The sequence below is a fragment of the Paenibacillus sp. S-12 genome (assembly GCF_030363895.1).
Taxonomy (GTDB): domain Bacteria; phylum Bacillota; class Bacilli; order Paenibacillales; family Paenibacillaceae; genus Paenibacillus_B; species Paenibacillus_B alvei.
This window is the reverse complement of sequence record NZ_JASIUF010000026.1, coordinates 291405-315039: the sequence shown is the minus strand read 5'-3', so window position 1 is coordinate 315039 and position 23635 is coordinate 291405. Positions and strand designations below refer to the sequence as shown.

Here is a 23635-nt window from a genome sequence, read left to right as displayed (position 1 = left end):
ATTTCTCCTATTCCGAAAATACTTCGACACAAATCCAAAATTTCCTACTTTTATGGAGAATAATGTAGAATGATTTATTTGCAACGTACAACAAGCACATTATTCTTGGCTACCGCCGCGATCAATAACCGCGTATGATCCTTTAAATAACAAATCTTAAATAAAAAAATCCGCCCTCCCATACAGTTCAAGCTGCAGGAAGAACGGACTTATTACCGTTTTTGACTAAAATGCCTGGGAGATCAGACCCATTGAATTTAGTATCAACGCATTCACTCTAGTGAGACGGTGCAGAAGGTTGGTTATGCTTGGATGACCCCTCCGATGCAGCTGGCTTTGGCATGAACAGCATGCACACGAGGCAGATCACGGCAATGACTGCCATTAAGAGAAATACTTGACCTAGACCCGTTTCTAAGAAAGATCGCAGGGTACTCATTAAATCAGAGGACAGCGAGTGTGCGCTTTCTGGATTCAACAGTTTGCTCAAATCATCACTTGAGACACGCGAGGATATGTCTGAACCTGCACCCGATACCATTGACGCAATACTCGCGTTCAAGAATGTACCAAAAGCAGCAATGCCGAGTGTCTGCCCCAATGCCCGCACGAACGTGTTCAACGCAGTAGAAGCTCCTCTCATACTCCAGTCCACAGATGACTGAACGATAATCGTGAACACCGTGAACGACAAACCAAAGCCCAAACCCGCCAATGACATGATTACGACAATGATGAAGATCGATGTCTCTCCTGTAATCGTTGCAAGCCATATCGAAGCCATTACGATCAGAATCATTCCGAGCGTCGAGGTCACACGTGCGCCAATTTGGATCAGCATACGGCCGCCTACAATAGAGCCAATCAACCAGCCAATCGACATAGGGGTCAACGATAATCCCGAGCTGGAGGCATTTTGCCCAAGTACGCCCTGTGTCCACAGCGGCATGTAGGAGCTAATTCCAATCAGCACGGCACTTACAAGGAAGCTGACGAGATTCGACACTGCAATGTCGCGAATGCGAAACAGCTTAAGCGGAACCATCGGCTCCTTCGCCTTGACTTCAATTCGGAAGAAGAGAATAAGGAACACTGCCGCTACGCCAAGGAGCACGAACATCCAAGGAGAATTCCACGCAATCCCCTGACCTCCTGTAATAATCGCAAACAAAAACGCCGTCATTCCAATGGAAAATGTCGCTGCACCCGCATAGTCAATTGGCTTGTCCTTGCGTTCCACCTTCTCGTGGAAGCATACGATGATCATCCACACCGACACGATGCCGAACGGAACATTGAAGAAAAAGATCCAGTGCCAGGATAAGGAATCGACGAAAAATCCGCCAACTAACGGACCGACCAGCCCCGCAATCCCCCATATCGAGCTGAATAGGCCTTGGATTTTGGCCCGCTCCTCATAGGTGTAAATGTCTGCTACCATCGTAAAGGTAACAGGAAGCACAGCCCCCGCCCCTATTCCTTGAAGAGCACGGAATATGATCATTTGCGTCATATTGCCCGACAATCCACACAGCATCGATCCGCCCACAAACAATGCGGAGCCAATGATAAATATGTTCTTGCGGCCATACAAATCAGCCAGCTTGCCGAACAGCGGCGTTGAAATCGCAGTCGTGAGCAAATACGCTGCATATACCCAGCTAATCAAGGAAAGTCCACCTAAATCAGCAACAATCTTCGGCATTGCTGTACTTACTACGGTTACCTCAATTGCCGCCAAAAAGGTCGACAATAAAAGCGCGAGCGTGACGAGCTTACGACTTCGTCCCGCTTGCATAGAAGCCTCGTTCCCCATGAATACCCATCCTTCGTGTTCTAAATCGTACTGCTTTTCCGAATAAATAAAGTTCCCTTTATACGTCAATATGGAGCGAACCCCGATCCATCTTAGCATGCACCAACCGAGGGTGATTTACGTCTTGCCAAATGCCATCATGTGTTGCAACAAGCAGCGCTCGCCCCCGCTCGGCTTGACTCAGACACCAGTCGCGAACGAAGGCTGCATGCGCTGCATCCAGTGAAGCTGTTGGCTCGTCCAGCATAATAATCCCCGGTTCGTGCGCAGATGCGATCGCCAGACTCAGCAGCCGCTTCAATCCAGCAGGCATATCATGCGGATGCACATGCTTCACATCCCATAAATGATATTGCCTCAACCGGTACTCCACTTCCCGCTCAACCTGTTCATATGCATATACGGCTTGCCCTTCCATCATCTCTTCCTCAATCTGCAATTGCCCGCACTGATTCGCTGTAAGGAGTGCATCTCGCAGCTCCTCCTGTACAGATGCTGCAAAAAATCCGGATTCCGGCTGCTGTGCGGCAAATCCTATAAGCCGCGCCAATTCATAGGTACGAAGCTTCGATACAGCTTTCCCTACTATTTGAATTTTTCCCTCTATCCTTCCCGAGCGTTTCAACAAGCTGCCTGTAAGGATGCGGAATAACGTCGACTTCCCCGATCCATTCACTCCGGTCAGCAGCATGCACTGCCCTGCCTTTAGTTGGAAGGAAACCTTATGGAGCGCGTTCGTTCCGGAATCTTTCCTATTCTGGTCCGCATTTCGATGATAGCAATAGTTCAAGTTGGATACGGACAGTACCACTTTGTCCTCGCATGCTGCGCGATGATATGTTTCTATCTTACGATCATGGCAAAAATGTTCGCCTTCATCTTTCTGTATACCACATGGCGCCTGTATCGTTATATCCAATGTAGTTGCGCTCCGTCCCCACTGGGGGGGAACAATTCCTGCCTCACGGCAAAGTTTCAGGATACGCAAATCATCCTTCATACGTGGTTGATCATTCAAGCCAGTTCCTGTTGGATACGCAGGCATCTTTCCATCATACACCATTCTCCCATTGTGCAACAGTAGCAGATGTGCCTCCCGAATCCAACCATGCTGCCATTCCGCAGCAAGCTCATCCAAACGTGACACGGCTAATATAATTGTTCTGCCTTGGCCATGCCAAGCTTGAAGCTGCTCCGACAGACGATTACGGGATTCCTTATCCATCTGGCTCCATGCATCATCAATAAGAAGCACATCTGGCTCCATTGTCAGAACAGACGCTACGGCTGTCCTTTGCTGCTCACCTCCGGATAGCTGCTGTACCTGACGCAAGCGGAGATCACGTAAATCAGCCCTTTCAAGCTGCTCCTCCACTCTATTTACAATGACTTTGCGCGGCAAGCCAAGATTTTCAGGAGCAAAAGCAAGCTCATCCTCAACGATCCCAATGACGAACTGCTCCTTGGCCTCTTGCAATATGAAGCCCATCATAGGCGCCGTCCCATCTTGATGCATGCCATAAGTGATTTCACCCTGCAGTTGGCCCTCATGAGACTGCATTGTACCTGCCATCAGCTTGAGAAGCGTTGTTTTGCCGCTCCCATTTCCTCCTGCCACCAACACAACCGAACCCGACTGAATACAAAAACTGCATGAATGAAGTGCAAGCTTAGACTCGCCAAAATAAGTAAAGGCCACACGCTCAGCGCGCATGACCTCATTAGACTGTTGGATTCCCATTACAACTGGCCTCCTCTACACTACTGCCCACGATACGCTCTTCCTAGCGCATATGGACGCAAAGCTCTCGTCGAGGCTAATCGGTCACCAATGATTTTGGTCAGGGCGCCGCACAGCAGCATACCACTAATACAACGGATTATAAGGGTAGCAATAAGTACCCACGTCTCATAGTGGATATAACCGAACATAAAAGCCGACACGACGAACCACAGCGGCACCGCGGCCGTACCTACGAATAGCATGGATAACCAATTGTACTGACGATATCGGAATAAATAAAACAATGGCTCAATAATAACTGCATAACAGGCTGCTGCGGCAATACAAGACCATGCCCCATATGCCGAACCAATCAGTATTTGAACACACGCTCCAAGTGCATATGTTACCAATGCTGCCCCTGGCTTGCGGATAACATATATAGCAAGAAGGCCATATATCATGTACAGTCCTACAATCGTAGAAGTCAGCATTGGTCCTCCAACGGAGTGAAGCAGCTTATTAACCCAGGATAATCCGCCCGTCATAACACCATTCACTGCTGCGAGGAGTGCCATAAGCACCCAGTCCGCCAATGTAAGAGAACGCAGCGAGAAGCAATCATTCACTGCGGTTGTTCCATTTTCCATCTTCATAGATGACTCATCCCCAATTCTTTCTTCAGCTTATGTAATGCTAATGTTAATTATATGTTAACCCATAACACATGAATCATCATTAACGTTACAAGGGATAGCCCGGAAATGCAAGTCAAATCTCTCAACTCTGTGAATGATATTTTTTGGAGTTATCCTATTAAGATAGTCACAGTCATTGCAGCAACTGATAATGCTGCAAAACAAATGCCAAGCCCAGTAAAACGCAAGGTTCGCCATGACGTTCGTGCATATTTCGATCCGAATTGCTTCGCCTCCATTGCCGTTGCTACATTTTGCACACGACGCATCGCTCCAGAGATGACAGCCGCTGCATAACGGTTCGTTAGGCGCAAGCGTTCACCGATTCCCTGAGGTGCAGCAAGCTGACGTAGACGCTGCGCCTCGCGGATGCTGCGCGCCTCTTCAGCCAGCAGGGGCACAAATCGTAGAGCAATCGCGACGGAAAATGCGAAACGATCCGGCAGGCGCATATGGTGCGAAAGCGCAGTAACAACATCGCGTGGTGCAGTTGTTGAAGCGAACAGCAGCGATGACAAGAACAATGTCATTGCACGCAGTGTGAGCGTCAGGGAATTACGGTACGCTTCCTCGGTTAACGTCATACCGAAAATCTCCAACTTAATACTCTCCCCCGGCAAAACAAGACATTGGAAGATGAACAGCGGTAGTGCGAAGCCAATCAGCAAAGTTATTACCATTCTCCAGCGAGAGATTGTCCAACCAGATCCTGTCAGACCGATAATTAGCAATGATGAAAACCAGCCACATTGCCAAGCCAGCTTCATACTCACCATCACTGCAAGGCCTGTCCCGAAAAGCCATATTCCCTTCGTAATCGGGTCAATTCTGTTCAACCACGCTTGCATGTCCGTTCCTCACCCTCTGTACTGCAGGTGCGCTCCAACAAAACGAGAATTTCCCGTGCGGCCTGCTCAATGCGGGCATCCGGCATCGAACACAGGAACAATGCCATCGCTCGAGCATTTACCGTTTTGCTGCCTCCTCTTAATATTTCCGACTCCAAAGCCGTATACGCCTGCTCGGCTTCTTCGCGCTGCTTCAAATTGAAAGGTGCGCTCATCACCACTTCCTTCAGTACCCATACCTGATCCAATAATTGCTGCTGGGAGGTGGACATGCTTACATGCCCAGAACGCATAAAATCATTCATGAGCGCCATCGTGAGCACGGGTTCGGACTGTTTGTGGACAAGTGCTTCGGCAGTCGCATCCAGAATATTCACAATAAATGTGCATACTCGATCAAAGTCCACATTTTTCCGATCAAATGTCGCATAACTCATGAACTCGATGGTCATACCACTAATAATTGTTGCTAGGTCCATCCAATACGGTTCTGCTTCCTGGCCGTATACTTCAGCTACTACTTGGCGGAAGGTAAAGAAGCGTTTAGCACGAAAATCGAACACCATATCCCGAATTTCACGCTTCTTGTACAAATGCGCCTCCTTGCGCTGCAGTGTAACGAACAGCTTGAATCTGCCGAACTGTTCAAGTGAAATATGGATAAGCTTGCTGAGTTTTTGACGAGCCGGCAAATTATCTGCCAGCGTGTCGCGTGCAAGTTCGTACATCATCTGATGATAATGGTCAAATATCGTGAACAAAATTTCTTCCTTTGAACGAAAGAAGGAGTAGACCGATCCTTTGGCAATGCCGATTCGCTCAGCAATTTCTTGGATTGATGTTTCATGGTACCCTTTTTCGGCGAACAGCGAGAGCGCTGTTTCCATAATGAGTCGTTTTTTCTCTTCCATGTTCCGTCCTCCGTATGTCATGACTTTCGGTTCAATCTTTTTTGACCGTCTAGTCAGCATCGTGTGATACGTTATTCCTACCATACCACAAACATTATATTATGAAAAATATTTTAGTTCCAAAACAATTGACTTCGCGGTCAAACCGATTTATAGTATCAACATGCTATTTTTTGACCCGAAGGTCAGTCACTCAAAAAATAATAAAAGGGCACGAAAGAAAGGTGATAATAAATGGCCACAGTGAAAGACCATGCGGCATCTCGCCGCAATATGGTGTTATTCGGTCTGATCATGGGGATGTTCTTCAGCTCCCTAGAGCAGACGATCGTCGGCACGGCCATGCCAACGATCATTAAGGATCTCAACGGATTCGCTATCTTCGCTTGGGTAACGACCGCCTACATGATCTGTTCAACTGCAGTCATTCCGTTAGCCGGGAAATTAGCGGACTTATTCGGCAGCCGGTTCATTTACTTGACCGGATGGCTTATTTTCGTCGTCGGTTCAGGCTTGTGTGCAACTGCCGTAAATATGGAACAATTAATTATTTATCGGGCCATTCAAGGTATTGGCGGCGGTATGCTGATGCCAATGTCCCAGACGATTATCGGAATGATGTTCAGCCCGCAGGAACGCGCCAAGTGGCAAGGAGTATTCGGTGCTATATTTGGTCTTAGTTCCGTTATCGGTCCATTCTTCGGCGGATTTATTGTTGATCATATTAGCTGGCACTGGATCTTCTTGATTAATGTCCCGTTCGGCTTGTTGTCAACAGTCTTAATCTTTATCGGTATGAAGTCACTTGATGAGCCGCGAGATAAGAGCAAAAAGATCTCGATCGACTGGCTCGGCATTTTCACTCTTATCCCCGGTATTGTCTTACTGTTGCTCGGGCTTTCGCTCGACCATGACAAATACGCTTGGGATTCTCCTACGAGCATTCTAGTCTTTGCAGGTGCACTGCTTCTGTTCGTTCTTTTCGTATTCATTGAACGTCGCGCAGCAGAGCCAATTATCGATATGTCGTTATTCAAGAGCCGTATTTTCAACGTATCTGTCGCACTCGGCTTCCTCGTAGGCCTCGGCATGTTCGGTGCTATTATGTTCGTGCCAATGTTCATGCAAGGAGTGCTTGGTGTAACTCCAACGCAAGCAGGATCTACGATGACGCCAATGATGATCGCTTTGATTATCGCCAGCATCTTGGCAGGACAGCTGGTTCTACGCATGCGTTACCGTGTGGTAATGGCGACTGGTATGGTTATTAGTGCCGTTGGCTTCTATCTCATGAGCACGATGGGGGTCAGCACTTCAACTTGGATGGCATATTCGTTCATGGTCGTACTTGGCTTCGGTATCGGAATGGTTATGCCAATCATTACACTGGTTGTGCAAAATGCATTTCCACGTGAGCAGCTTGGTACAGTAACTTCCGCTACGACGTTCTTCCGTTCTATCGGATCAACAATCGGGGCGACATTATTCAACGTTATCATGAATAGTGTTATTGCCACAAATATTGCGGCTGCAACAGCGAAGGCTGATCCAGGAACGCAAGCAGTTTTGAGCAAAACCGGTACAGATTCGAATACACTGTATCAAATGCTCATTAACAGCGATATGCTGAAACTGCCTGAAGACTTGAAGCTGAATGTGTTGAATACGATCAAGGATGCTTGGTCTTCTTCCTTCTCCACGGTGTTCCTGACAGGCCTTGGCTTCATCGTGTTCGGTATCTTTGTTGCACTGCTTATCGGCAACGGACGCATTTCCCGTGAGGCGATGCAGAAGCGCAAACCAGGCTCCACTGGCGAAGGATCGGATGACACATTAAGCGCACAGCCACAAGCTTCTTCGAATTAATCATAAGATGCAAATAAAAAAGCAGCAAGCCTTTCCCGTCAGGGATCTGGCTTGCTTCTTTTTTGCTTGTGGCTAAATAGAGCGCCATTAGTTATACAGAGGGTGACATTGTAAATATTTCTTGGTAATACACAGCATAAAAAGGACAGCCCCTTTTAATTGGGAACTGCCCTCGATAATTGACTGATTTATTGCTGCTTCATGTAAGTGCGGTACCATAAAGCGAATACGTGCAATGTCCATATTTTACGGGAATAATCGCCTTGTCCATTCTTATGGCGGCGGAACATATCCTCTACCGCTGTCAAATTGACGAGGTGGTCAATGCCGCTAGCGGACAGCTCTTCCCACAAAATATTCGCACGATCCGTGCGCAGCCAGTCGCGCATTGGAACCGGGAAGCCGAGCTTCGGACGGTTCAATACCGAATCTGGGATAATGCCCTGCATCGCTTTGCGAAGCGCATATTTTGTCGTGCCTTCCGCGATACGATAATGTGCGGGAATGCTGCGGGCAACGTCGAATACTTTGCGATCCAAGAATGGAACGCGCAGCTCAAGCGAATGCGCCATCGTCAGCTTATCCGCCTTCATCAAGATATCACCAGGCATCCACAGGTTCATATCGATATACTGCATCCGTGATACCGGATCCAGGTGGCGTGTACGGTCATAATAAGTACGTGCGATATCGAACGGCTTCGTAAACCCGGCAATCTCCGATTGCGTTGCGCGCAGAAGCTCTACCTTCGCATCGTCTGTCATAATATTCGCGTTGCCAAGGAATCGCTCTTCAAGCGGCGTCGTTCCACGGAGCAAGTAGTTTTTACCGTAGAAGCTGAACGGAACTGCCTGCACCATCTTGTGTACGGCGCGCTGCATGCCTTCAGGCATCCAAGACAAGCAACGAAGCGAATGCGGCTCGCGGTAAATGCGGTATCCGCCGAACAATTCATCCGCACCTTCACCGGACAATACGACCGTGACATGCTCTTTCGCCAAACGCGCAACCTCATATAACGCGATTGCGGACGGATCCGCTACCGGCTCATCCAAGTGCCAAATAGCACGCGGCACAGCGTCGAAGTACATCTCCTGTGTAATGATGCGGTCATAGTGATCCGTGTCCAGTTGTTTTGCCGTATCACGCGCAATAATCGTCTCATTGTTCGCGCCCTCAAAGCCGACACTGAATGTCTTGATCGGTTCCATCGAACGCATCAAAGTCGACGTAATCGTCGAGTCAATTCCACTGGACAGGAAGCAGCCGCGTTCCACTTCACTATGAAGGTGGTGCTCTACGGAATCACGCATAACATCGCGAATTTCCTCGATTATTTGTGTCAATGGACGATCCACAGGCTCGAACATTGGATCCCAGTACTTCTCGATAACCGGTTGTCCGCCAAAAGGAATCGTAATGCAGTGAGCAGGCGGCAGCTTATGGATTCCTTGATACATCGTGTTCGGATCCGGCACGTACTGGAACGTCAAATAATTATAGAAGCTGTTCATGTTCACTTGGCGCTGAACACCAGGAACCGCGAGCAAGCTCTTAATTTCCGAACCAAAGACGAACATCTCGTCATTTTGATAATAGTATACAGGCTTAATTCCAAAATGGTCGCGCGCAATAAACAGCTCCTGCTTGTTGCGATCCCAAATGGCGAAGCCGAACATCCCCCGCAGATGATGAACACACTTCGAGCCGTGCTCTTCATACAAATGAAGAATAACTTCCGTATCCGTATGTGTTTTGAATTGATGTCCGCGATGAATGAGATCCTCGCGCAGCTCTTGATAGTTGTAAATTTCTCCGTTGAAAATAATCCATACCGAATCATCCTCATTGCTGAGCGGTTGCGCCCCAACAGCGACGTCGATAATGGACAAACGGCGGAAGCCTAGTCCAACACGATCGCCAATCCATAGCTTCGCGTCATTCGGCCCGCGATGGTGAATCAAGTCCATCATCGAGCGGACTACTTGTTCAGAAGGTTGTTGATCATGAAAATGATATATTCCAGCAATGCCACACATAATTGTTCCAAATCCTTTCGCTCGTTGCATATGGCGTGAAACGTCTCAAGTTCCCGCTCAGAACAAGGCAATACCCCGCAAAAGGCGGGGCTTGTCCATGCAATCATTATAAACGTTTTTGACGAAATGCGACACAGGCTTACAGTCAATTCGACGCATTTCTATGTTCGATACTTATGAGGATACGATATAACCGCTTGGAGCAGCTACCGGCTTTCATATGTATACAATTTCAAGTTAACCACGACATTTGCATTCGTTACTAATTACCACGTTCCATTGTAACGGACAATGGACTCAAGTACAAATAAAGAACAGTAGACAATACCCATTTAATCACAGCTCGAATCTGTATCTGAATCTGACCCTCACCATTCAAATGATATTTTCGACAACCTGAGCCGTCAATTTTATCCTCACCCTCTCTGCACATCCTACATTCCTTCGTAATGATTGCTCCAGATTCGGTTAATAAAAATCCATAATGCACATCCTAGATGTATCCGCGGACAACCTGCTTGAACCCAATGATACGTGATTGGAGGTCTGCCAGCAATGCTGACGCCGATTGTATCTGGAATTATCATCTTTTTAGCACTATCTGCCTGGCTCATTCCGCATTATGCCGTTCATTATATGACGCGTTCCAAATGTTCCACCTATGAGCGATGTCTGGAGATGCTTGAGCAGCAAGGCGTACTTACCCGTCAACAATTCGAAGCCTGCAACAAGGAAGAAGTCAGCATTCGAAGCCATGATGGCATTATGCTGTATGGTTGGTATGTGGAAAAATATCCACATTCACGTCGAATTGCTTTAATTGTTCACGGCTACACAGGAGCCCTTCCTTGGTCGGCGCAATTCATGGATATGTTCATCGAGCAAGGATTCAATATTTTGCTCGTCGATCAGCGGAGGCATGGTCAGAGTGAAGGAAAATATACCACTTTTGGCTACAAGGAAAAATACGATTTACAAATGTGGGTGGATTGGCTCATTTCCCGGAAGGGGAAAGATTGCATCATTGGATTGCATGGTCAATCGCTTGGTGGAGGCACTGTGCTTGAATATGCGGCCATCCGCAGGCCACAAATACAATTCATTGTCGCAGACTGTCCTTATTCCGATCTGACGCAGCTCATTCATTATCAAGTAAAGATACTGAATCAAATGCCTGCTTGGCCAACCATGGCTCTTATCAATCGATTACTTCAGCGGAAGGCAGGATTCCGTATGGAGCAAGTCAGCCCAATTCGCATTATGAGAACATGCAACTTGCCCGTCTTATTCATTCATGGTAAGAAGGATCGCTTCGTGCCTACATGGATGAGTGAGCAACTGCATGAAGCGAAGCGCGCTACTTCCTCCCTGATTCTCATTGAAGGCGCTGGTCATGGTACTGCTTATGCTACGAATAGAGAACGTTACTGGCAAGGAGTGACGAGCTTTGTTCAAGCAACAATCGGGTCGCCATCTCCTGAGGAATTGACGCAGCCATTCCATGAAGTGTATGAGACAGTCGACGTCATCGAGGAGCCCGACCCACAGCCAGAGCTCGGAGTTGATCTTATTCCTGATCTAGTTCCTGCAGAGTCCGAGGGGATGATTCCTGTAACGTAGAACAAAAGAGAGCAGCCTTTCACTTGTTAGAAGGCTGCTCTCGCTTACCATCGCGATTGGATGAAAATTAACTTATAAAGACGGTTCTGCCACAAAGCTAATCTTGTCACCTGGACAATGCAGTTCCAACACGACAATGTGATTTTCACCCTGACGAAGAATAGGGGCTGGCACATATAGAGTCTGCTGCGGCCCTACCTCCCAATAACGCCCTAGGTTAAAACCATTAACGAACACAACGCCCTTCTTCCATCCATCAAGGCGAAGGAAGGTATCTTGCGGCCCATCCTGTATCAACAATGCTGCTTCACAAAAGACAGGCTGCTCACCCTCTAAGCCGGTATTAGTTGCCTCGAAGTGCAAGCCATCTAATGTATCCAGTTCAAGATTATGTACTTCCCAATGGAAAAGAAATTGACCGTTCAAACAGACACCATGTGTAATCCCTTTCCGATCAAGCAGCTCCGATCCATAGTTGATTCGCCCCATATTCTCTACAAGAATATCCAGCTGTGCTCCGCCTTCCGGTATCATAATCGATAGCTGCTGCGGATCCCAACGCTCAACAACCCCGACCAGCTTCCGATTAAGGAATACATGGGCACGATCACGGACATCCTGAATCGTTAAGAAGCATTCTGAACGAGGACCTGAAACCCGTGTGGAATAAAGAATGAATCCCTGATTTTGCCCATACTTCTCCATTGGCTCTGGGCAGACACTCGTCTTCACATCAGTCATCGAAGCAAGCGTATCGAACAGCTTCACAGAGCGGTTCACCTTCACCTCTCCATAAGCTGCCTTCGGCGTATTTTGCGGCATATCATCTTCCGAAAGAGACACATATTTCCCAATCACTTTTCGGAAAAGTTGATATTTAGGCGTAATATCACCTGCTTCGCTAATCGCGCTATCATAGTCATAGCTGGTTACAGTTGGCTTGTATCGTCCGCCATGGTTAGCGCCGCTGCTAAATCCGAAGTTCGTTCCGCCATGCAGCATATAGAAATTCACAGACGCCCCCATACTAAGCATTTCATCCAGCACCTGCGCCGCATCTTCCGCACTGCGGGTATGATGTTCCTCGAACCAATGATCAAACCACCCGTTCCAATACTCCATACACATAAGCGGTGCATTCGGCTGGTATTCCTCTAGCTTGCCAAAGGCTTCCTTCGGTCTGGAACCGAAGTTGACGGTTGCCAGCACGCCCTCTGTCATACCTCCCTGCAGCATATCATCGGCAGGGCCATCTGAAGTGAACAGCAGGACATCAATGCCACGCTCTACGAGCATATTGCGCAAGGCTTGCAAGTAAGCCTGATCGTTACCGTAGCTGCCATATTCATTCTCAATCTGCACCGCAATAATAGGCCCTCCAGAAGTCGAAAGCAGCGGCTTCAACTGCGGTATAAGCGCATCATAGTACGCGGATACCTTCTCAAGGAATCTGGGATCACTGCAGCGCAGCCTTATGTCTTCCTTTAGCAGCCATGCCGGCATGCCACCGAATTCCCATTCTGCACATATATAAGGGCTTGGACGAACAATGACAAGTAAATCAACCCGCTGTGCAATCCGGATAAATTCAACAACATCCGCGATTCCATCAAAGTTGAACTGCCCCTCGCGCGGCTCATGCACGTTCCAAGCAATATATGTCTCTACACAGTTACAGCCCATCGCCTTCACCTTTCGGAGCCGGTCTTCCCAATATTCGGGCACAATGCGGAAATAATGAACGGCACCAGATATAAGCTGGATAGGCTTTCCTTCAAGCATAAAATGCTGATCCTCGTACGAAAGCGCTGTCATGAAACGTTCTCCTCCTGCCTTTTACCGTTAATTAAGAACCAAACAATTAAGCATACTTACCTCCATCATACCGACTTCTCTCCAAATGAACATACATTTAACAGACCTGTTTATGAATAAATGTCACAAAAAAAAGACTTGCATCAATTATTGATGCAAGTCTCAATCCGATAATCTATAAACTAGCTTTTAAATGCAGCTGTCTGTACCTGTAAGCGCTGCGCTTGGTCACGCAGCACGTCAGATGATGCAGCCATTTCTTCCATTACGGCTGTCTGCTCTTGGGTTGCACTTGCTACTTGACGAGTTCCTTCTGCCATTTCATTGACGATGGAAGCCATTTTGCGCGTTTGCTCTAACGTGGAAGCGAAGCGCTCCGTCTGCTCCTCGACTTCATTTGCAATATCATGAACAGCCTTCGATGCTTGCTTCGTCACATGAGCGATGGCGCTGAGGGCATTCGCAGCTTTGTCCTTCTTTGCAGCCTCCACGCTTACGATATTGACTTGCTTCGTAATCAATTGCACAGCCTGCACGACCTGAGACTGCATAAGCACGATACGGTCGTTAATATTGCTTACAGCAGAAGCACTTTGCTCCGCCAGCTTTCGTACCTGTGAGGCGATAACGGCAAATCCCGCTCCATGCTCGCCAGCTCTGGCAGCTTCAATAGAAGCATTCAAGGCGAGCAAATGGGTTTGATCCGCAATATCCCGAACCGCGGTCGATATATCGCCAATTTGCTCTGCCTGCTCACTAAGCCGCTGGACGGTATTGATCGAAGCCTGCCCCGATTCAGCCGCCATTAACATACCGTCGATGATCGATTTCAACATCCCTTCGCTCGCTGCAAGAGTTTCCAACATATCTTTGGTCATTCGCTCAGTCTCTTCCGCTCGTGCTTGTACAGCACCGGCAGAGGCATGTATCTGTTCAACTGACTTAGCAGCTTCTGCAGTCCACATCGCTTGCTGCTCAGCCCCGCGATTCATCTCATCTGCCGCACAGGAGATTTGTTCAATCTGGTGAGCAGCTTGCGTCATTGCCCCACTTAATGTCGATGTATTTTGCGTCGTGATATCTACACTGCTTTTAATCTCTGTTATCATATGCTGCAAATTGCGTACCATCTGGCCGAACGAGGTAATCAGGACATTGACCTCATCATGGAAGCGGTATGTTGGCAGTACCACGTTCAGTTTACCTTGCGCCGCCTCATCCGCCGCCTTCGTTAATTGAATAATCGGCTTTACGACCAGTCGTGCCGCAAGCCAGCCCAGCAGGCACGTCCAGAATACGCCAAGCATAAAGATGATGCCGTCATACAGCAGTTGATTCATGCTAGGTGCTAGATAGGGCTTCAGCACGAAGATAAATAACCCGCTTGTCGCATAGGTAACGCCAGATACCACCAGCATGCCGACAACCATTTTCATTTGCAGTCCCAATTTCATCATTTCATTCTCTCCCATCTCGTTGACAACACTACGCCTTATTCCTCTGGTTCGTTCTTGCGTCCGATAATCAGTAGAATCGTGATGAGTAGAAATGCGATAAACGCTAGCGACGGAATTGTAATCCAACCTTCCATGTAATCATAGTTGCACGGAACTCCTGATCGACAAGGAGTTAAGCTTGCCATTCCCGGTACCTTTTGCAGCAAGTAATGATAAATAGATACAGATCCGCCAATGATCGTAAGCGGAAGCGTGTATCTTACGATGCTCCGATCATTGCGGTATGCAGCTATGCCAAGCAAGAGAACAAGCGGATACATGAATATCCGTTGAATCCAACATAGCTTGCATGGTTCCCATAACAACACTTCACTCATATACAAGCTTCCACTGGTTGCAATCAAGGAGATGATCCAAGCAAAATACAATGCGTAACGCCGGATTGCGGACATATATCGTTCCTCCTGATTTAAATATTACTCTCAATACATCATGAATCACGTACAGCTTGTATACTCGTTGTATATGCTATTTCGCTTCATTCAATGCTTGTTCGATGAACGCTTTCAATTCACTGTAGCTGTCCCACTGCCCTGTGAACTCCTTGCCATTCACATATACAGATGGAGTTCCTGATACTTTGGCAAGATCCTTCAGCTTCAAATCTTGGCTAATTGCATCTTTATGTGTTTGCTCGTCAATTGCTTTTTCTAATTTCCCAAGATCAATATCCGGCGACACCTGCTTCGCAAGGTCTAAGAGCAATGGGGTTGTTATCCAGTTGTCTTGTTCATTGCCTTGCGCATGATAAATTGCCTCATGATAGGGCCAGAAGGCTTCTGGCTTCTGAAGGAATACTTCCTCTGCGGCATTCGATGCCATGTAGGAGTTACCAATAAATGGATAATTAATAAAGGAAAACTTTGCCTTGCCCGTATCGATAAAGTCCTTTTTCAGCTGCGGAAACACGGTTGTTTCCCAATCCTTACAAGCAGGGCATTTGTAATCCCCAAATTCTACAATCGATACCTTCGCCTCTGAAGAACCTAGCGTTGGCTGGCCTGTCAGATCGAACTGTACGGCAGGTCTGCTCACCATCTCATCCTGCTTGATCTTCTCCCCTTGCTTGTTCAATACAAATATGAGCCCAAGAAGCACAACTATGGCTACAGGAATCATGAATAAGAAGATGCGGTCATTCCGTTTCTTATTGTTGCGTGAAGTTGGCACTGTCCGGGCTTGTCCCTCAGTAGATGCTGAAGTTGACGGCCTAACCTGCCCAGGCTGCTTGTTACGTTTGGATTTTGAAGTTTTTCCCAATTCATTCACCTCTTCTAACTTTTTTTCACCTTCCTTAAATGTAATGGAAAGCTGCCCATTTTTCCATTTCTTTTGTGCAAAATAAACGACTATTTATCAAAAAATTTCCACAAGTTTCTAAACACCCTGCATAATCGATAATTAAAACCTATAAAGAATATAGATGTTATATATTAGACCTATATAAGTACTTCTGTCATACTTTGACACCGCCATTCACTTCGAACGCCCTACTCCACTTGCTAACGAGGATGAAGCATCCTAACCTCTGATTTTCCGGCCATAAAACAGCAGCTTCCTTCCTCTAGTGATCACGTAAGGGGAAGGAAGCTTGAAAATTAACGCTTCACTGTAAATTATGAGCTATGGTGATGGGCGGCTCCATGCGCTGTGTCTCTCTTGGACTGAATCTCAAGCAGGGCATCTAACTCACTCTGTATTCGAGGGGCAACGGACACTTCAGCTCCAGTTAACCAGGCAGCATTATAAGGCCCTTCTGCTGGCGTATGCTCATAATGAGGCCGTATTGACTGCACATAATCATACACGGCCATCGGCACCTGATCGCCTTGCACCCACAACAGCGGAGCATGCTTGCCCAAATGAGCAAATGGAGCTTGAGCAATTGCCAGCCGCTCACTCCCTTGCTTCACAAAGGAGAAATTATGTCCTGGCGACGTAATTCCCCAACCGAACCCAGTCTTCTTATCTTTGTATCGAGCAAAGGCAATGGCTTGTTCTATCGGAGATGCTGCAGGAATGCGCTCAACTCGTCCGAACACCTGCAATTCATCGGTGACTTCCTGTGGAATGGTGTTCTCTGAGCCAAGTACATACATGACCGCCTTCTTACGACGCTTCGCGAGCGCGTCAGCTGTTGACTGCGGAATCCCCTGCTTGCTCACGTACAGTACGGGCTCTGGCATATGTGCAATCCAATTAACCGCAGGCAGGGCATAGGACGGATCATCGGAAGAGGCAATAATGACTGACATCGGCCGATCTTTGCTTACTCTTGCGTAATAATCGTCGATAGCAGCTGCAACGGCTGCCGGATTATCGCCAGCAATTACATCTACTTTTAGTCCCAACTTCTTCACCTCGTCTACCACTGTCGCATCCACCTTGCCTACAACGATCGCTTGCACTCCTTTATTGTCAGGCGAGCCTTTAGGCTTGAGACGCTGCAATTCTATTCTAGTTTCCTCCGGAATGCGGTCGGACTTAATATAGAGCAGCGGGCCATTATTGGGGAAATGAATAAGATCGGCAGCCGCCATTGCAACCGACCACTGTTCATCCGGTACAAGTACAACCCCATTAGGCCGCTGTTCGTCAATATACCCGGGCCATACTGTTCGAGATACAGTGACTGCCGCCTTCACGTGATCATCTGTATTAATACGCGTCATATTTTTCGTAGCAATCCAAGGTGCATGTGTCGCCTGCTCGTTCACTAGAGGCTCTCCGGCATAGAACGCTGCTTCGTCGGAGGCTACAGTCATCGTTGATCCGCACCCTGCCAGCACTATGCATAACAAAAGCACTCCCCAGCAAGACGCGCGCATTAAGCGCGATCTTGCCCCCAATTGCCATGGACACATCCCTGTGGTCTGATCCCATTTTCTATCGTCCCTGTTACTCGTCTGATGTCTTGATATCCATGACTCATTCATGAACATATACCTCCCGTCAATCCATCCATATCTTGTAAGATGCCCGACAGATCCGGTTCTTACTCTTGATTTGTTTATTGATAGGAACGAGCAACTTTGGTACGTGCAAAGAAATACGTCAATGCGATACAATAGCAGCAAAATGAAATTCGCCTTACAACAAACGAGATTTGAACTACTAATACTAGGCGTGAAAAAGGGTGGGATATTGCTGTGAATGAGGGAATAATTCAACAGAAAACGTTGCCTAACGGACTTATTGCTGTTCGTGCGCTTTCAACTGATACTGAACATGTAATGGCACTGCTGCACAACACCGCCAAGTGGCTACAAGAACGAGGCTCTACCCAATGGAATGCATTGCTTCAAGGACAAGACACCCACAATACAGCGGACGCGATTCTGAACGGCGATGTCTTCTTATTTAAGCAGGAGGGGCAGATTGCCGGCATGGTCATATTGCTAACAACGCCAAGTCCATGGGATCGCTTGTTGTGGGGAAATGATTCCGTAGAGGAATCCGTATATGTGCACCGTCTCGCCATCAACCGTAATTATGCAGGTCAGCATGTCGGAAGTGGAATTCTAGCATGGACAGCAAGCGGCATCGCGTTTCCGAATAAGCGCAGCATTCGTCTTGATTGCATGTCCGGTATTCCAGCACTGGAGTCGTTCTATCGTGGAGCGGGCTTTGCGTACCAAGGTCGTACAGACAATGGATATCTACTATTTGAGAAGAATCTTGCGTTATTCCCCCCGGTCAATCAATCCTAAAAAGCAAGCCGACAAAAAACCGCCTGCCTCCTCCACAGATGGAGAATACAGGCGGTTTCTATTTTCGGATGCAGCTATGATGATTTTACGTTATTCTTCATGATCTCGTCCGAGAAGCACAGTCATACCAAGCAAAGTAACTACGATGGTCGCCCCCATATCGGACAAAATTGCAATCCAAAGTGTCAGCCATCCCGGGATCGTAAGCAGCAAGGCAATAATTTTCAAGCCAAGCGCGAGCCCGATGTTCCAGCGCACGATACGGTTCACCTTATGCGAAATCCGAATTGCGCTAGGCAGCTTCCCGAGATGATCCTGCATGAGGACGATATCCGCCGTTTCAACGGCACTGTCTGTTCCTTTGCCCATTGCGATTCCCAACTGTGCAGAAGCTAATGCAGGCGCATCGTTAATGCCGTCGCCAACCATAGCGACAGGGTATTTCTGACCAAGTTCCTTAATTTTATCGACTTTCTGCTGCGGCAGCAACTGTGCATACCAGTCGGTTACACCCACACTCTTAGCTACTTGTTCCGCAGATTGAGCATGGTCGCCTGTCAGCATGACCGTATGCTTCACACCAGCAGCGTGGAGAGCCGCAATCGTCCGCTTGCTTTCCTCACGAATCTCATCGGCTAATCCAAATACCCCTAACGGCTTACCGTCTTGTTCAGATACAACAACCACTAAAGTAAGCCCACGCGACTTCATTTGCTCCGCAGCTTTACGTGCCTGACGCACTCTTTCAGCCGAACCACCCTGCAGCTTATCCAGTATGCGCTCACTGCCTACCCAGTAGACGGCACCCTGAATTTCAGCCCGAATTCCTTCTCCCGCCACGGTCTCACTGTGTGCTGGTTCTTCGAAGGAAGTGCTTCCCTTCGCCTCCAGATGCCTCATAATGGCCTTGGCAAGCGGATGTAAGGAAGCCTGCTCAATGGAACCAGCGATCTGGTAGAAGCGATCTTCATCATATATCGCCTCATCTTGTACCGCAGGCTCCCCCTTCGTCAAGGTACCTGTCTTGTCAAAGGCCAGTGCCTCAATCTTGCCAAGCTGCTCCAGATGGACGCCGCCCTTGATCAGAATTCCGTTGCGAGCGTTGCGTGTAATCCCGCTGACAATAGCAATTGGCGATGATAGAATAAGTGCACATGGACAGCCGACAATCAGAACGGCAAGCCCTTGATAGAACCATTTATACCACTCTCCACCCATGAATAGCGGCGGTACGAGCATTACAAGTGCTGCAATTACCATAATGATTGGTGTATACACACGGGCAAACCGATCAATGAACAGTTCTGTCGGTGTTTTCGTATCCTGTGCTTCCTGCACAAGATGCAAAATTTTCGCCAGTGACGAATCTTCATACGCTTTATCAATACGTACCTTCAGGATGCCGTCGGTGTTCACACTGCCTCCGTATACCACATCATCAGCCGCTTTGGATACCGGCAAAGATTCTCCTGTAATAGCCGCCTCATTGACGGCGCTGTTTCCTTCAACGACCGTCCCATCGGAGGGAATCTTTTCCCCGGGACGCACCAGTACAACATCGCCGACTACCAATTGTTCAATCGCAATTGTTACACTTTGCCCATTGCGAAGCACGGTAGCCTGCTTCGGAGCTACTGCAAGCAAGGCTTCCATCGATTGACGAGCCCGCTCCATGCCGTAGCCTTCCAACATTTCATTCAGCCCGAATAAGATGGCGACGAGCGTCGCTTCTTTCCACTCTCCGATAACAACCGCACCAGTGAGCGCCACTGTCATCAGCGTATCCATATTGAAGCGCAGCCGCAGCAGGTTCCGAAGCCCTTTCATGAAGGTACCATATCCACTAAGCAGCATGGCGAGCAGATACATGCCAATCAATACGCCGTAAGGTGCAGCATTGTCGAGTACGAATGTAGCAACATACAACAAGCCGGAAGTGCCCAGCAGCCACTTCATCCGATTCATATCCCCGTGGCTGTGATCATGTCCATGGCCTTCTGCATCATGGTCGTGATCATGTCCATGATCATGCTGATGTGCCTTACCGCTTGAATGGCTATGCGAGTGACTGTGAGAATGTCCTTCGTGACCATGTCCCTCGTGGGAATGCCCATGATCATGACCATCGCAAGCACACTCTGCGTGCGCATTGGCTGATGCATGCGCCGAGCTTGAAGCAGCCCCGCCTGATTCCACCAGCTTCGCGCCGTCTGTTCGCAAGATCCGCTTCACGGCAGTCAAGTCGATATTCTTATTCAGCTTCAATGTTCCACTATTATAGCTTAATGTCGCATCCTCACCATGCTTCAACCGGCGAATCTCGCCTTCCATCTCCCGTGCACAGTTCCCGCACGACAATCCTTGCACTCGATATGCAATTCGTTCGTCAGCCTTCTCTATGCCCCGCGTCGTCATGGCAATGCTCCTCTCTCAAATGTTCTAGTGTCATTCGAACGAGCATCCGAATATGATGGTCATTCAAGGTATAAAAGACATTCTTGCCATCCTTGCGTGATTTCGCGATTCCTAGATTCTTCATGACTCGCAAGTGATGCGAGGTAGTCGCAATGGATTGACCTGTTAATATAGCCATATCGCATACACACAGCTCTTCCCCCTCATCCAGCAAGCATGCCATCTTCATCCGGGTCGGATCCGATAAGGCCTTGAACATCTGAGCCATCCCTTGTACCTCAGTGTCCTCAACGCGGCCTTTCAAGGCATTAATTTTTACGGCGTCATAACATACAATTTCACATACATCTTCTTTATTGTGTGTATGCGATTGGATGTTCTCCAAATCATTCGTTGATCGCTGTGCTACCATTTTGTTCACCTCTTAACTATATTGTTGTTAATTTCATTGAAGATTAAGCGCATTAATCACATTCGCTTGAAAGTTGAATCATCCTTTGCTTAATCGTAATCATTACAATATTCAAAAGAATGTTTGAATGTTATCTGTAGTTGTAGTATATCTTATCCCATTCATAAATTCAAACGATTATTTTAATGTTCATAAAAAATGGGCTTCTCCCTACTATAACTAATCTCCTTATTGCTGCAATCGTGAGCGAAAATGCTTTCTCATCTACGATACTGCTTCCTCACGCCGTCCATACTCACATATGTCCAAATACGGACAACGACGGCAGCGCTTCACCTCTTCTGTCGGTTCGAACGCATCGATGGACATTGGCTGATTGCGCAGTGGCTCTTCCAAATAATCTCGCATAAGCAGCATACTGTCGACGACATGACGTTCCAATTCCTCCATCTCTTCCTCATACACAGCATCCTCTACACAGCTCCCGCTAAGCAAATATTCCGTCCGGATATCAAGCTTTTCATAAGGCACCCCATACACACGATGCACATACAATCCATACAAGCGAAGCTGTGTCTTATTGCGCTCATCTTCCTGACCGGTCTTCCAATCTACAATGATATAATGGTCATGATGACGGAACATAACGTCCAGCTTAACAAATACGTTCGTGCTGGCCACCTCTATCGTGTTCAATCGCTCTAACTCCATAAGCCGTACATCCGAATCTTCCCGATATTGCTGCACACTGCGGCTGTTTAGGAACCGGTCTGCCAAAATGGGAATGCGAGTTTTAATCATTTCAATCGTCCGAGCTGGCAACTGCCCGCCATAGTACATTTCATGAAGCATCGTACGCTGCTTCGGCAGCTCCTTCCATGCTTCTACATCAAGGGAATCCGTATATGCCTGATTAAGTAGATTACGCACGCGACGCACGATATCCTCCGCATCCATCATTCGACCGGATTGATGCATCTGCATCAATGTCGCTTCTGCCATCTTATGCATCGCTTCCCCGAACACAAGATGCAAGTTGGTCATCTGTTTCAACTGATAAGCTTGTCTTGCCAATGGCGGCGCATCTCGAAACCAGCCATTATGCGAGGCATAATAATGATAATAATATTTGCGTCTACACTCTTCGAACAGCACATGCCGCGAGGGTGACCATGACCATTCCGGGTAAAGCTTTCGCTGCAAAGAAATCTCCCCCTTCGCCAAATCTTTCACCGAACAACGGTTTAATTAAGCTATTATAGCATGTTCACGAGTAGGAAAAAGAAACGTACCTCAGTGAATAAATGTTCTCGGTAACCAAGAACGACAATACATGCTGAATAATGCAGAACAACAGGAACAGCCTTGACCCGTAATCATTGAGCCAAGGCTGTACATAATACCTTTCTATCTGAACCACCGCATCTGATCATTCAACGATTCCCTAATGATGTGATGATGTTGTATCCCCACTGTAACGTGCTCGTTAATTCATGGCTTAACCCAGCCAAGTCTCATATCCAATTCCTGAACACAGTCCGAATGGTCATATTGTTCATCCTCGATACGCGGTGTAACTGAGTAGAACATCATTCGTTCCGCTGCATATGGACGCAGCAATCGAGCAAGCGACTCGATCTCAGTAGATACCGGTCGAAGCCAAGCATCCACTTCCACAGGATCCAATATAGCCGGCATGCGTGTCTCGAATTCAGCAACAAGCTCATTTGACCGCGACATTAATAACGTGCATGTCTGCTGCACTCTTCCTTGTGCATCGCGCCATACCTCATACAGTCCTGCTACCCCGAAGACGCCCCGCGAACGCAGCACCATATGAACAGGAAGGCTTTTTTTCCCTTGTTGCCTCCAGTAGTAGAAGCCGCTGCACGGAATAACGCACCGTTGACGCTCCGTTAGCCTCCAATAAGCCGAATTGCTATGAACCGAATAAATATCGGCATTCAATGAATCCTTGCCCCAAAAGGGCACCATCCCCCACCTGAATTCATCCAGTACACGCCTGCCCTTAAGCTCTAAAATTGCCGGCACCGCTTGTGTCGGGCTAATATTATAGCGCCGTTGATAGGGATAGAGCACTTGCTCGATCTCAAATACCCGTTCAATCTCAGATAGATCTGCGGAAATTGCATATTTCCTGCACATGCCCATCATCCTCCTCATGGACAATATTGTCTGTAGAATGAGGATATTTATGCAGACAATTCCATCTGGAAGGATCGGG

Annotated in this window: 18 protein-coding genes; 3 read left to right on the top strand and 15 right to left on the bottom strand. The window is 47.7% G+C overall.

The window, feature by feature from the left end; genetic code table 11:
- Positions 1–277 precede the first annotated feature (277 nt).
- From NO352_RS24095 to NO352_RS24075, 5 genes are all read right to left on the bottom strand, one after another.
- Positions 278–1816, bottom strand: coding sequence for an MDR family MFS transporter (locus tag NO352_RS24095; RefSeq protein WP_289356947.1), 1539 nt, complete (start codon positions 1814–1816; stop codon positions 278–280).
- A gap of 58 nt (positions 1817–1874) precedes the next feature.
- A complete protein-coding gene (locus tag NO352_RS24090; RefSeq protein WP_289356946.1) occupies positions 1875–3557 on the bottom strand; it encodes an ATP-binding cassette domain-containing protein in 1683 nt (560 codons plus the stop codon).
- Between the two features lie 20 nt (positions 3558–3577).
- A complete protein-coding gene (locus NO352_RS24085) occupies positions 3578–4195 on the bottom strand; it encodes an ECF transporter S component (protein ID WP_412071023.1) in 618 nt (205 codons plus the stop codon).
- A 152-nt stretch (positions 4196–4347) separates the two neighbouring features.
- Entirely contained in the window at positions 4348–5085 is a 738-nt protein-coding gene (locus NO352_RS24080; RefSeq protein WP_005543383.1) for an energy-coupling factor transporter transmembrane component T family protein, read from the bottom strand.
- On the bottom strand, positions 5070–5996 hold the full coding sequence (locus tag NO352_RS24075; RefSeq protein WP_005543386.1) for a TetR/AcrR family transcriptional regulator: 927 nt from the start codon (positions 5994–5996) through the stop codon (positions 5070–5072). Before NO352_RS24075 ends, NO352_RS24080 begins: the two co-directional genes overlap by 16 nt.
- A 234-nt stretch (positions 5997–6230) precedes the next feature.
- On the opposite strand from NO352_RS24075, the gene NO352_RS24070 reads away from it, so the two are divergent.
- Entirely contained in the window at positions 6231–7862 is a 1632-nt protein-coding gene (locus tag NO352_RS24070) for an MDR family MFS transporter (RefSeq protein WP_289356945.1), read from the top strand.
- Between the two features lie 188 nt (positions 7863–8050).
- Here the strand turns inward: NO352_RS24070 and asnB are convergent, their stop codons facing one another.
- A complete protein-coding gene (gene asnB, locus NO352_RS24065; protein ID WP_289356944.1) occupies positions 8051–9901 on the bottom strand; it encodes an asparagine synthase (glutamine-hydrolyzing) in 1851 nt (616 codons plus the stop codon).
- Positions 9902–10456: 555 nt separating this feature from the next.
- On the opposite strand from asnB, the gene NO352_RS24060 reads away from it, so the two are divergent.
- The gene (locus NO352_RS24060) at positions 10457–11521 is read left to right on the top strand and encodes an alpha/beta hydrolase (protein ID WP_289356943.1); all 1065 of its coding nucleotides are present in this window, start codon (positions 10457–10459) and stop codon (positions 11519–11521) included.
- 72 nt (positions 11522–11593) lie between these two features.
- On the opposite strand, the gene NO352_RS24055 is transcribed toward NO352_RS24060, so the two are convergent.
- From NO352_RS24055 to NO352_RS24035, 5 genes are all read right to left on the bottom strand, one after another.
- Entirely contained in the window at positions 11594–13336 is a 1743-nt protein-coding gene (locus NO352_RS24055; RefSeq protein WP_289356942.1) for a glycoside hydrolase family 35 protein, read from the bottom strand.
- Positions 13337–13518: 182 nt separating this feature from the next.
- Positions 13519–14793 carry a methyl-accepting chemotaxis protein gene (locus tag NO352_RS24050; RefSeq protein ID WP_005543393.1) on the bottom strand — a complete coding sequence of 425 codons (1275 nt, stop codon included), beginning with the start codon at positions 14791–14793 and terminating at the stop codon, positions 13519–13521.
- 35 nt (positions 14794–14828) lie between these two features.
- Positions 14829–15245 carry a disulfide oxidoreductase gene (locus NO352_RS24045; protein ID WP_005543394.1) on the bottom strand — a complete coding sequence of 139 codons (417 nt, stop codon included), beginning with the start codon at positions 15243–15245 and terminating at the stop codon, positions 14829–14831.
- 76 nt (positions 15246–15321) lie between these two features.
- Positions 15322–16122 (bottom strand): DsbA family protein, encoded by an 801-nt coding sequence (locus NO352_RS24040; RefSeq protein ID WP_268620912.1) that lies wholly within the window; start codon positions 16120–16122, stop codon positions 15322–15324.
- 347 nt (positions 16123–16469) lie between these two features.
- Positions 16470–17789, bottom strand: a complete 1320-nt coding sequence (locus NO352_RS24035; protein ID WP_289356941.1) for a cell wall-binding repeat-containing protein — start codon at positions 17787–17789, stop codon at positions 16470–16472.
- Positions 17790–18002: 213 nt separating this feature from the next.
- Between NO352_RS24035 and NO352_RS24030 the strand changes: the two genes are divergently transcribed.
- Entirely contained in the window at positions 18003–18563 is a 561-nt protein-coding gene (locus NO352_RS24030; RefSeq protein ID WP_005543398.1) for an N-acetyltransferase, read from the top strand.
- 90 nt (positions 18564–18653) lie between these two features.
- Here NO352_RS24030 and NO352_RS24025 read toward each other — a convergent pair whose 3' ends face one another.
- The 4 genes from NO352_RS24025 to NO352_RS24010 form a co-directional block, all read right to left on the bottom strand.
- Positions 18654–20978, bottom strand: a complete 2325-nt coding sequence (locus tag NO352_RS24025) for a heavy metal translocating P-type ATPase (protein WP_289356940.1) — start codon at positions 20976–20978, stop codon at positions 18654–18656.
- Positions 20950–21390 carry an ArsR/SmtB family transcription factor gene (locus NO352_RS24020; protein ID WP_005543403.1) on the bottom strand — a complete coding sequence of 147 codons (441 nt, stop codon included), beginning with the start codon at positions 21388–21390 and terminating at the stop codon, positions 20950–20952. The genes NO352_RS24025 and NO352_RS24020 overlap by 29 nt, the downstream gene beginning before the upstream one ends.
- A 264-nt stretch (positions 21391–21654) precedes the next feature.
- The gene (locus NO352_RS24015; RefSeq protein ID WP_005543405.1) at positions 21655–22593 is read right to left on the bottom strand and encodes a PD-(D/E)XK nuclease family protein; all 939 of its coding nucleotides are present in this window, start codon (positions 22591–22593) and stop codon (positions 21655–21657) included.
- 288 nt (positions 22594–22881) lie between these two features.
- The gene (locus tag NO352_RS24010) at positions 22882–23556 is read right to left on the bottom strand and encodes an SOS response-associated peptidase (protein ID WP_289356939.1); all 675 of its coding nucleotides are present in this window, start codon (positions 23554–23556) and stop codon (positions 22882–22884) included.
- Positions 23557–23635 lie beyond the last annotated feature (79 nt).

What these genes read in the sequence shown, in the direction of transcription:
- NO352_RS24075 (WP_005543386.1), bottom strand. Translation starts at nt 5,996, where the DNA reads ATGGAAGAGAAAAAACGACTCATTATGGAAACAGCGCTCTCGCTGTTC.
- NO352_RS24095 (WP_289356947.1), bottom strand. Translation starts at nt 1,816, where the DNA reads ATGGGGAACGAGGCTTCTATGCAAGCGGGACGAAGTCGTAAGCTCGTC.
- NO352_RS24050 (WP_005543393.1), bottom strand. Translation starts at nt 14,793, where the DNA reads ATGATGAAATTGGGACTGCAAATGAAAATGGTTGTCGGCATGCTGGTG.
- asnB (WP_289356944.1), bottom strand. Translation starts at nt 9,901, where the DNA reads ATGTGTGGCATTGCTGGAATATATCATTTTCATGATCAACAACCTTCT.
- NO352_RS24055 (WP_289356942.1), bottom strand. Translation starts at nt 13,336, where the DNA reads ATGACAGCGCTTTCGTACGAGGATCAGCATTTTATGCTTGAAGGAAAG.
- NO352_RS24080 (WP_005543383.1), bottom strand. Translation starts at nt 5,085, where the DNA reads ATGCAAGCGTGGTTGAACAGAATTGACCCGATTACGAAGGGAATATGG.
- NO352_RS24020 (WP_005543403.1), bottom strand. Translation starts at nt 21,390, where the DNA reads ATGGTAGCACAGCGATCAACGAATGATTTGGAGAACATCCAATCGCAT.
- NO352_RS24035 (WP_289356941.1), bottom strand. Translation starts at nt 17,789, where the DNA reads ATGAATGAGTCATGGATATCAAGACATCAGACGAGTAACAGGGACGAT.
- NO352_RS24085 (WP_412071023.1), bottom strand. Translation starts at nt 4,195, where the DNA reads ATGAAGATGGAAAATGGAACAACCGCAGTGAATGATTGCTTCTCGCTG.
- NO352_RS24045 (WP_005543394.1), bottom strand. Translation starts at nt 15,245, where the DNA reads ATGTCCGCAATCCGGCGTTACGCATTGTATTTTGCTTGGATCATCTCC.
- NO352_RS24070 (WP_289356945.1), top strand. Translation starts at nt 6,231, where the DNA reads ATGGCCACAGTGAAAGACCATGCGGCATCTCGCCGCAATATGGTGTTA.
- NO352_RS24025 (WP_289356940.1), bottom strand. Translation starts at nt 20,978, where the DNA reads ATGACGACGCGGGGCATAGAGAAGGCTGACGAACGAATTGCATATCGA.
- NO352_RS24060 (WP_289356943.1), top strand. Translation starts at nt 10,457, where the DNA reads ATGCTGACGCCGATTGTATCTGGAATTATCATCTTTTTAGCACTATCT.
- NO352_RS24010 (WP_289356939.1), bottom strand. Translation starts at nt 23,556, where the DNA reads ATGTGCAGGAAATATGCAATTTCCGCAGATCTATCTGAGATTGAACGG.
- NO352_RS24090 (WP_289356946.1), bottom strand. Translation starts at nt 3,557, where the DNA reads ATGGGAATCCAACAGTCTAATGAGGTCATGCGCGCTGAGCGTGTGGCC.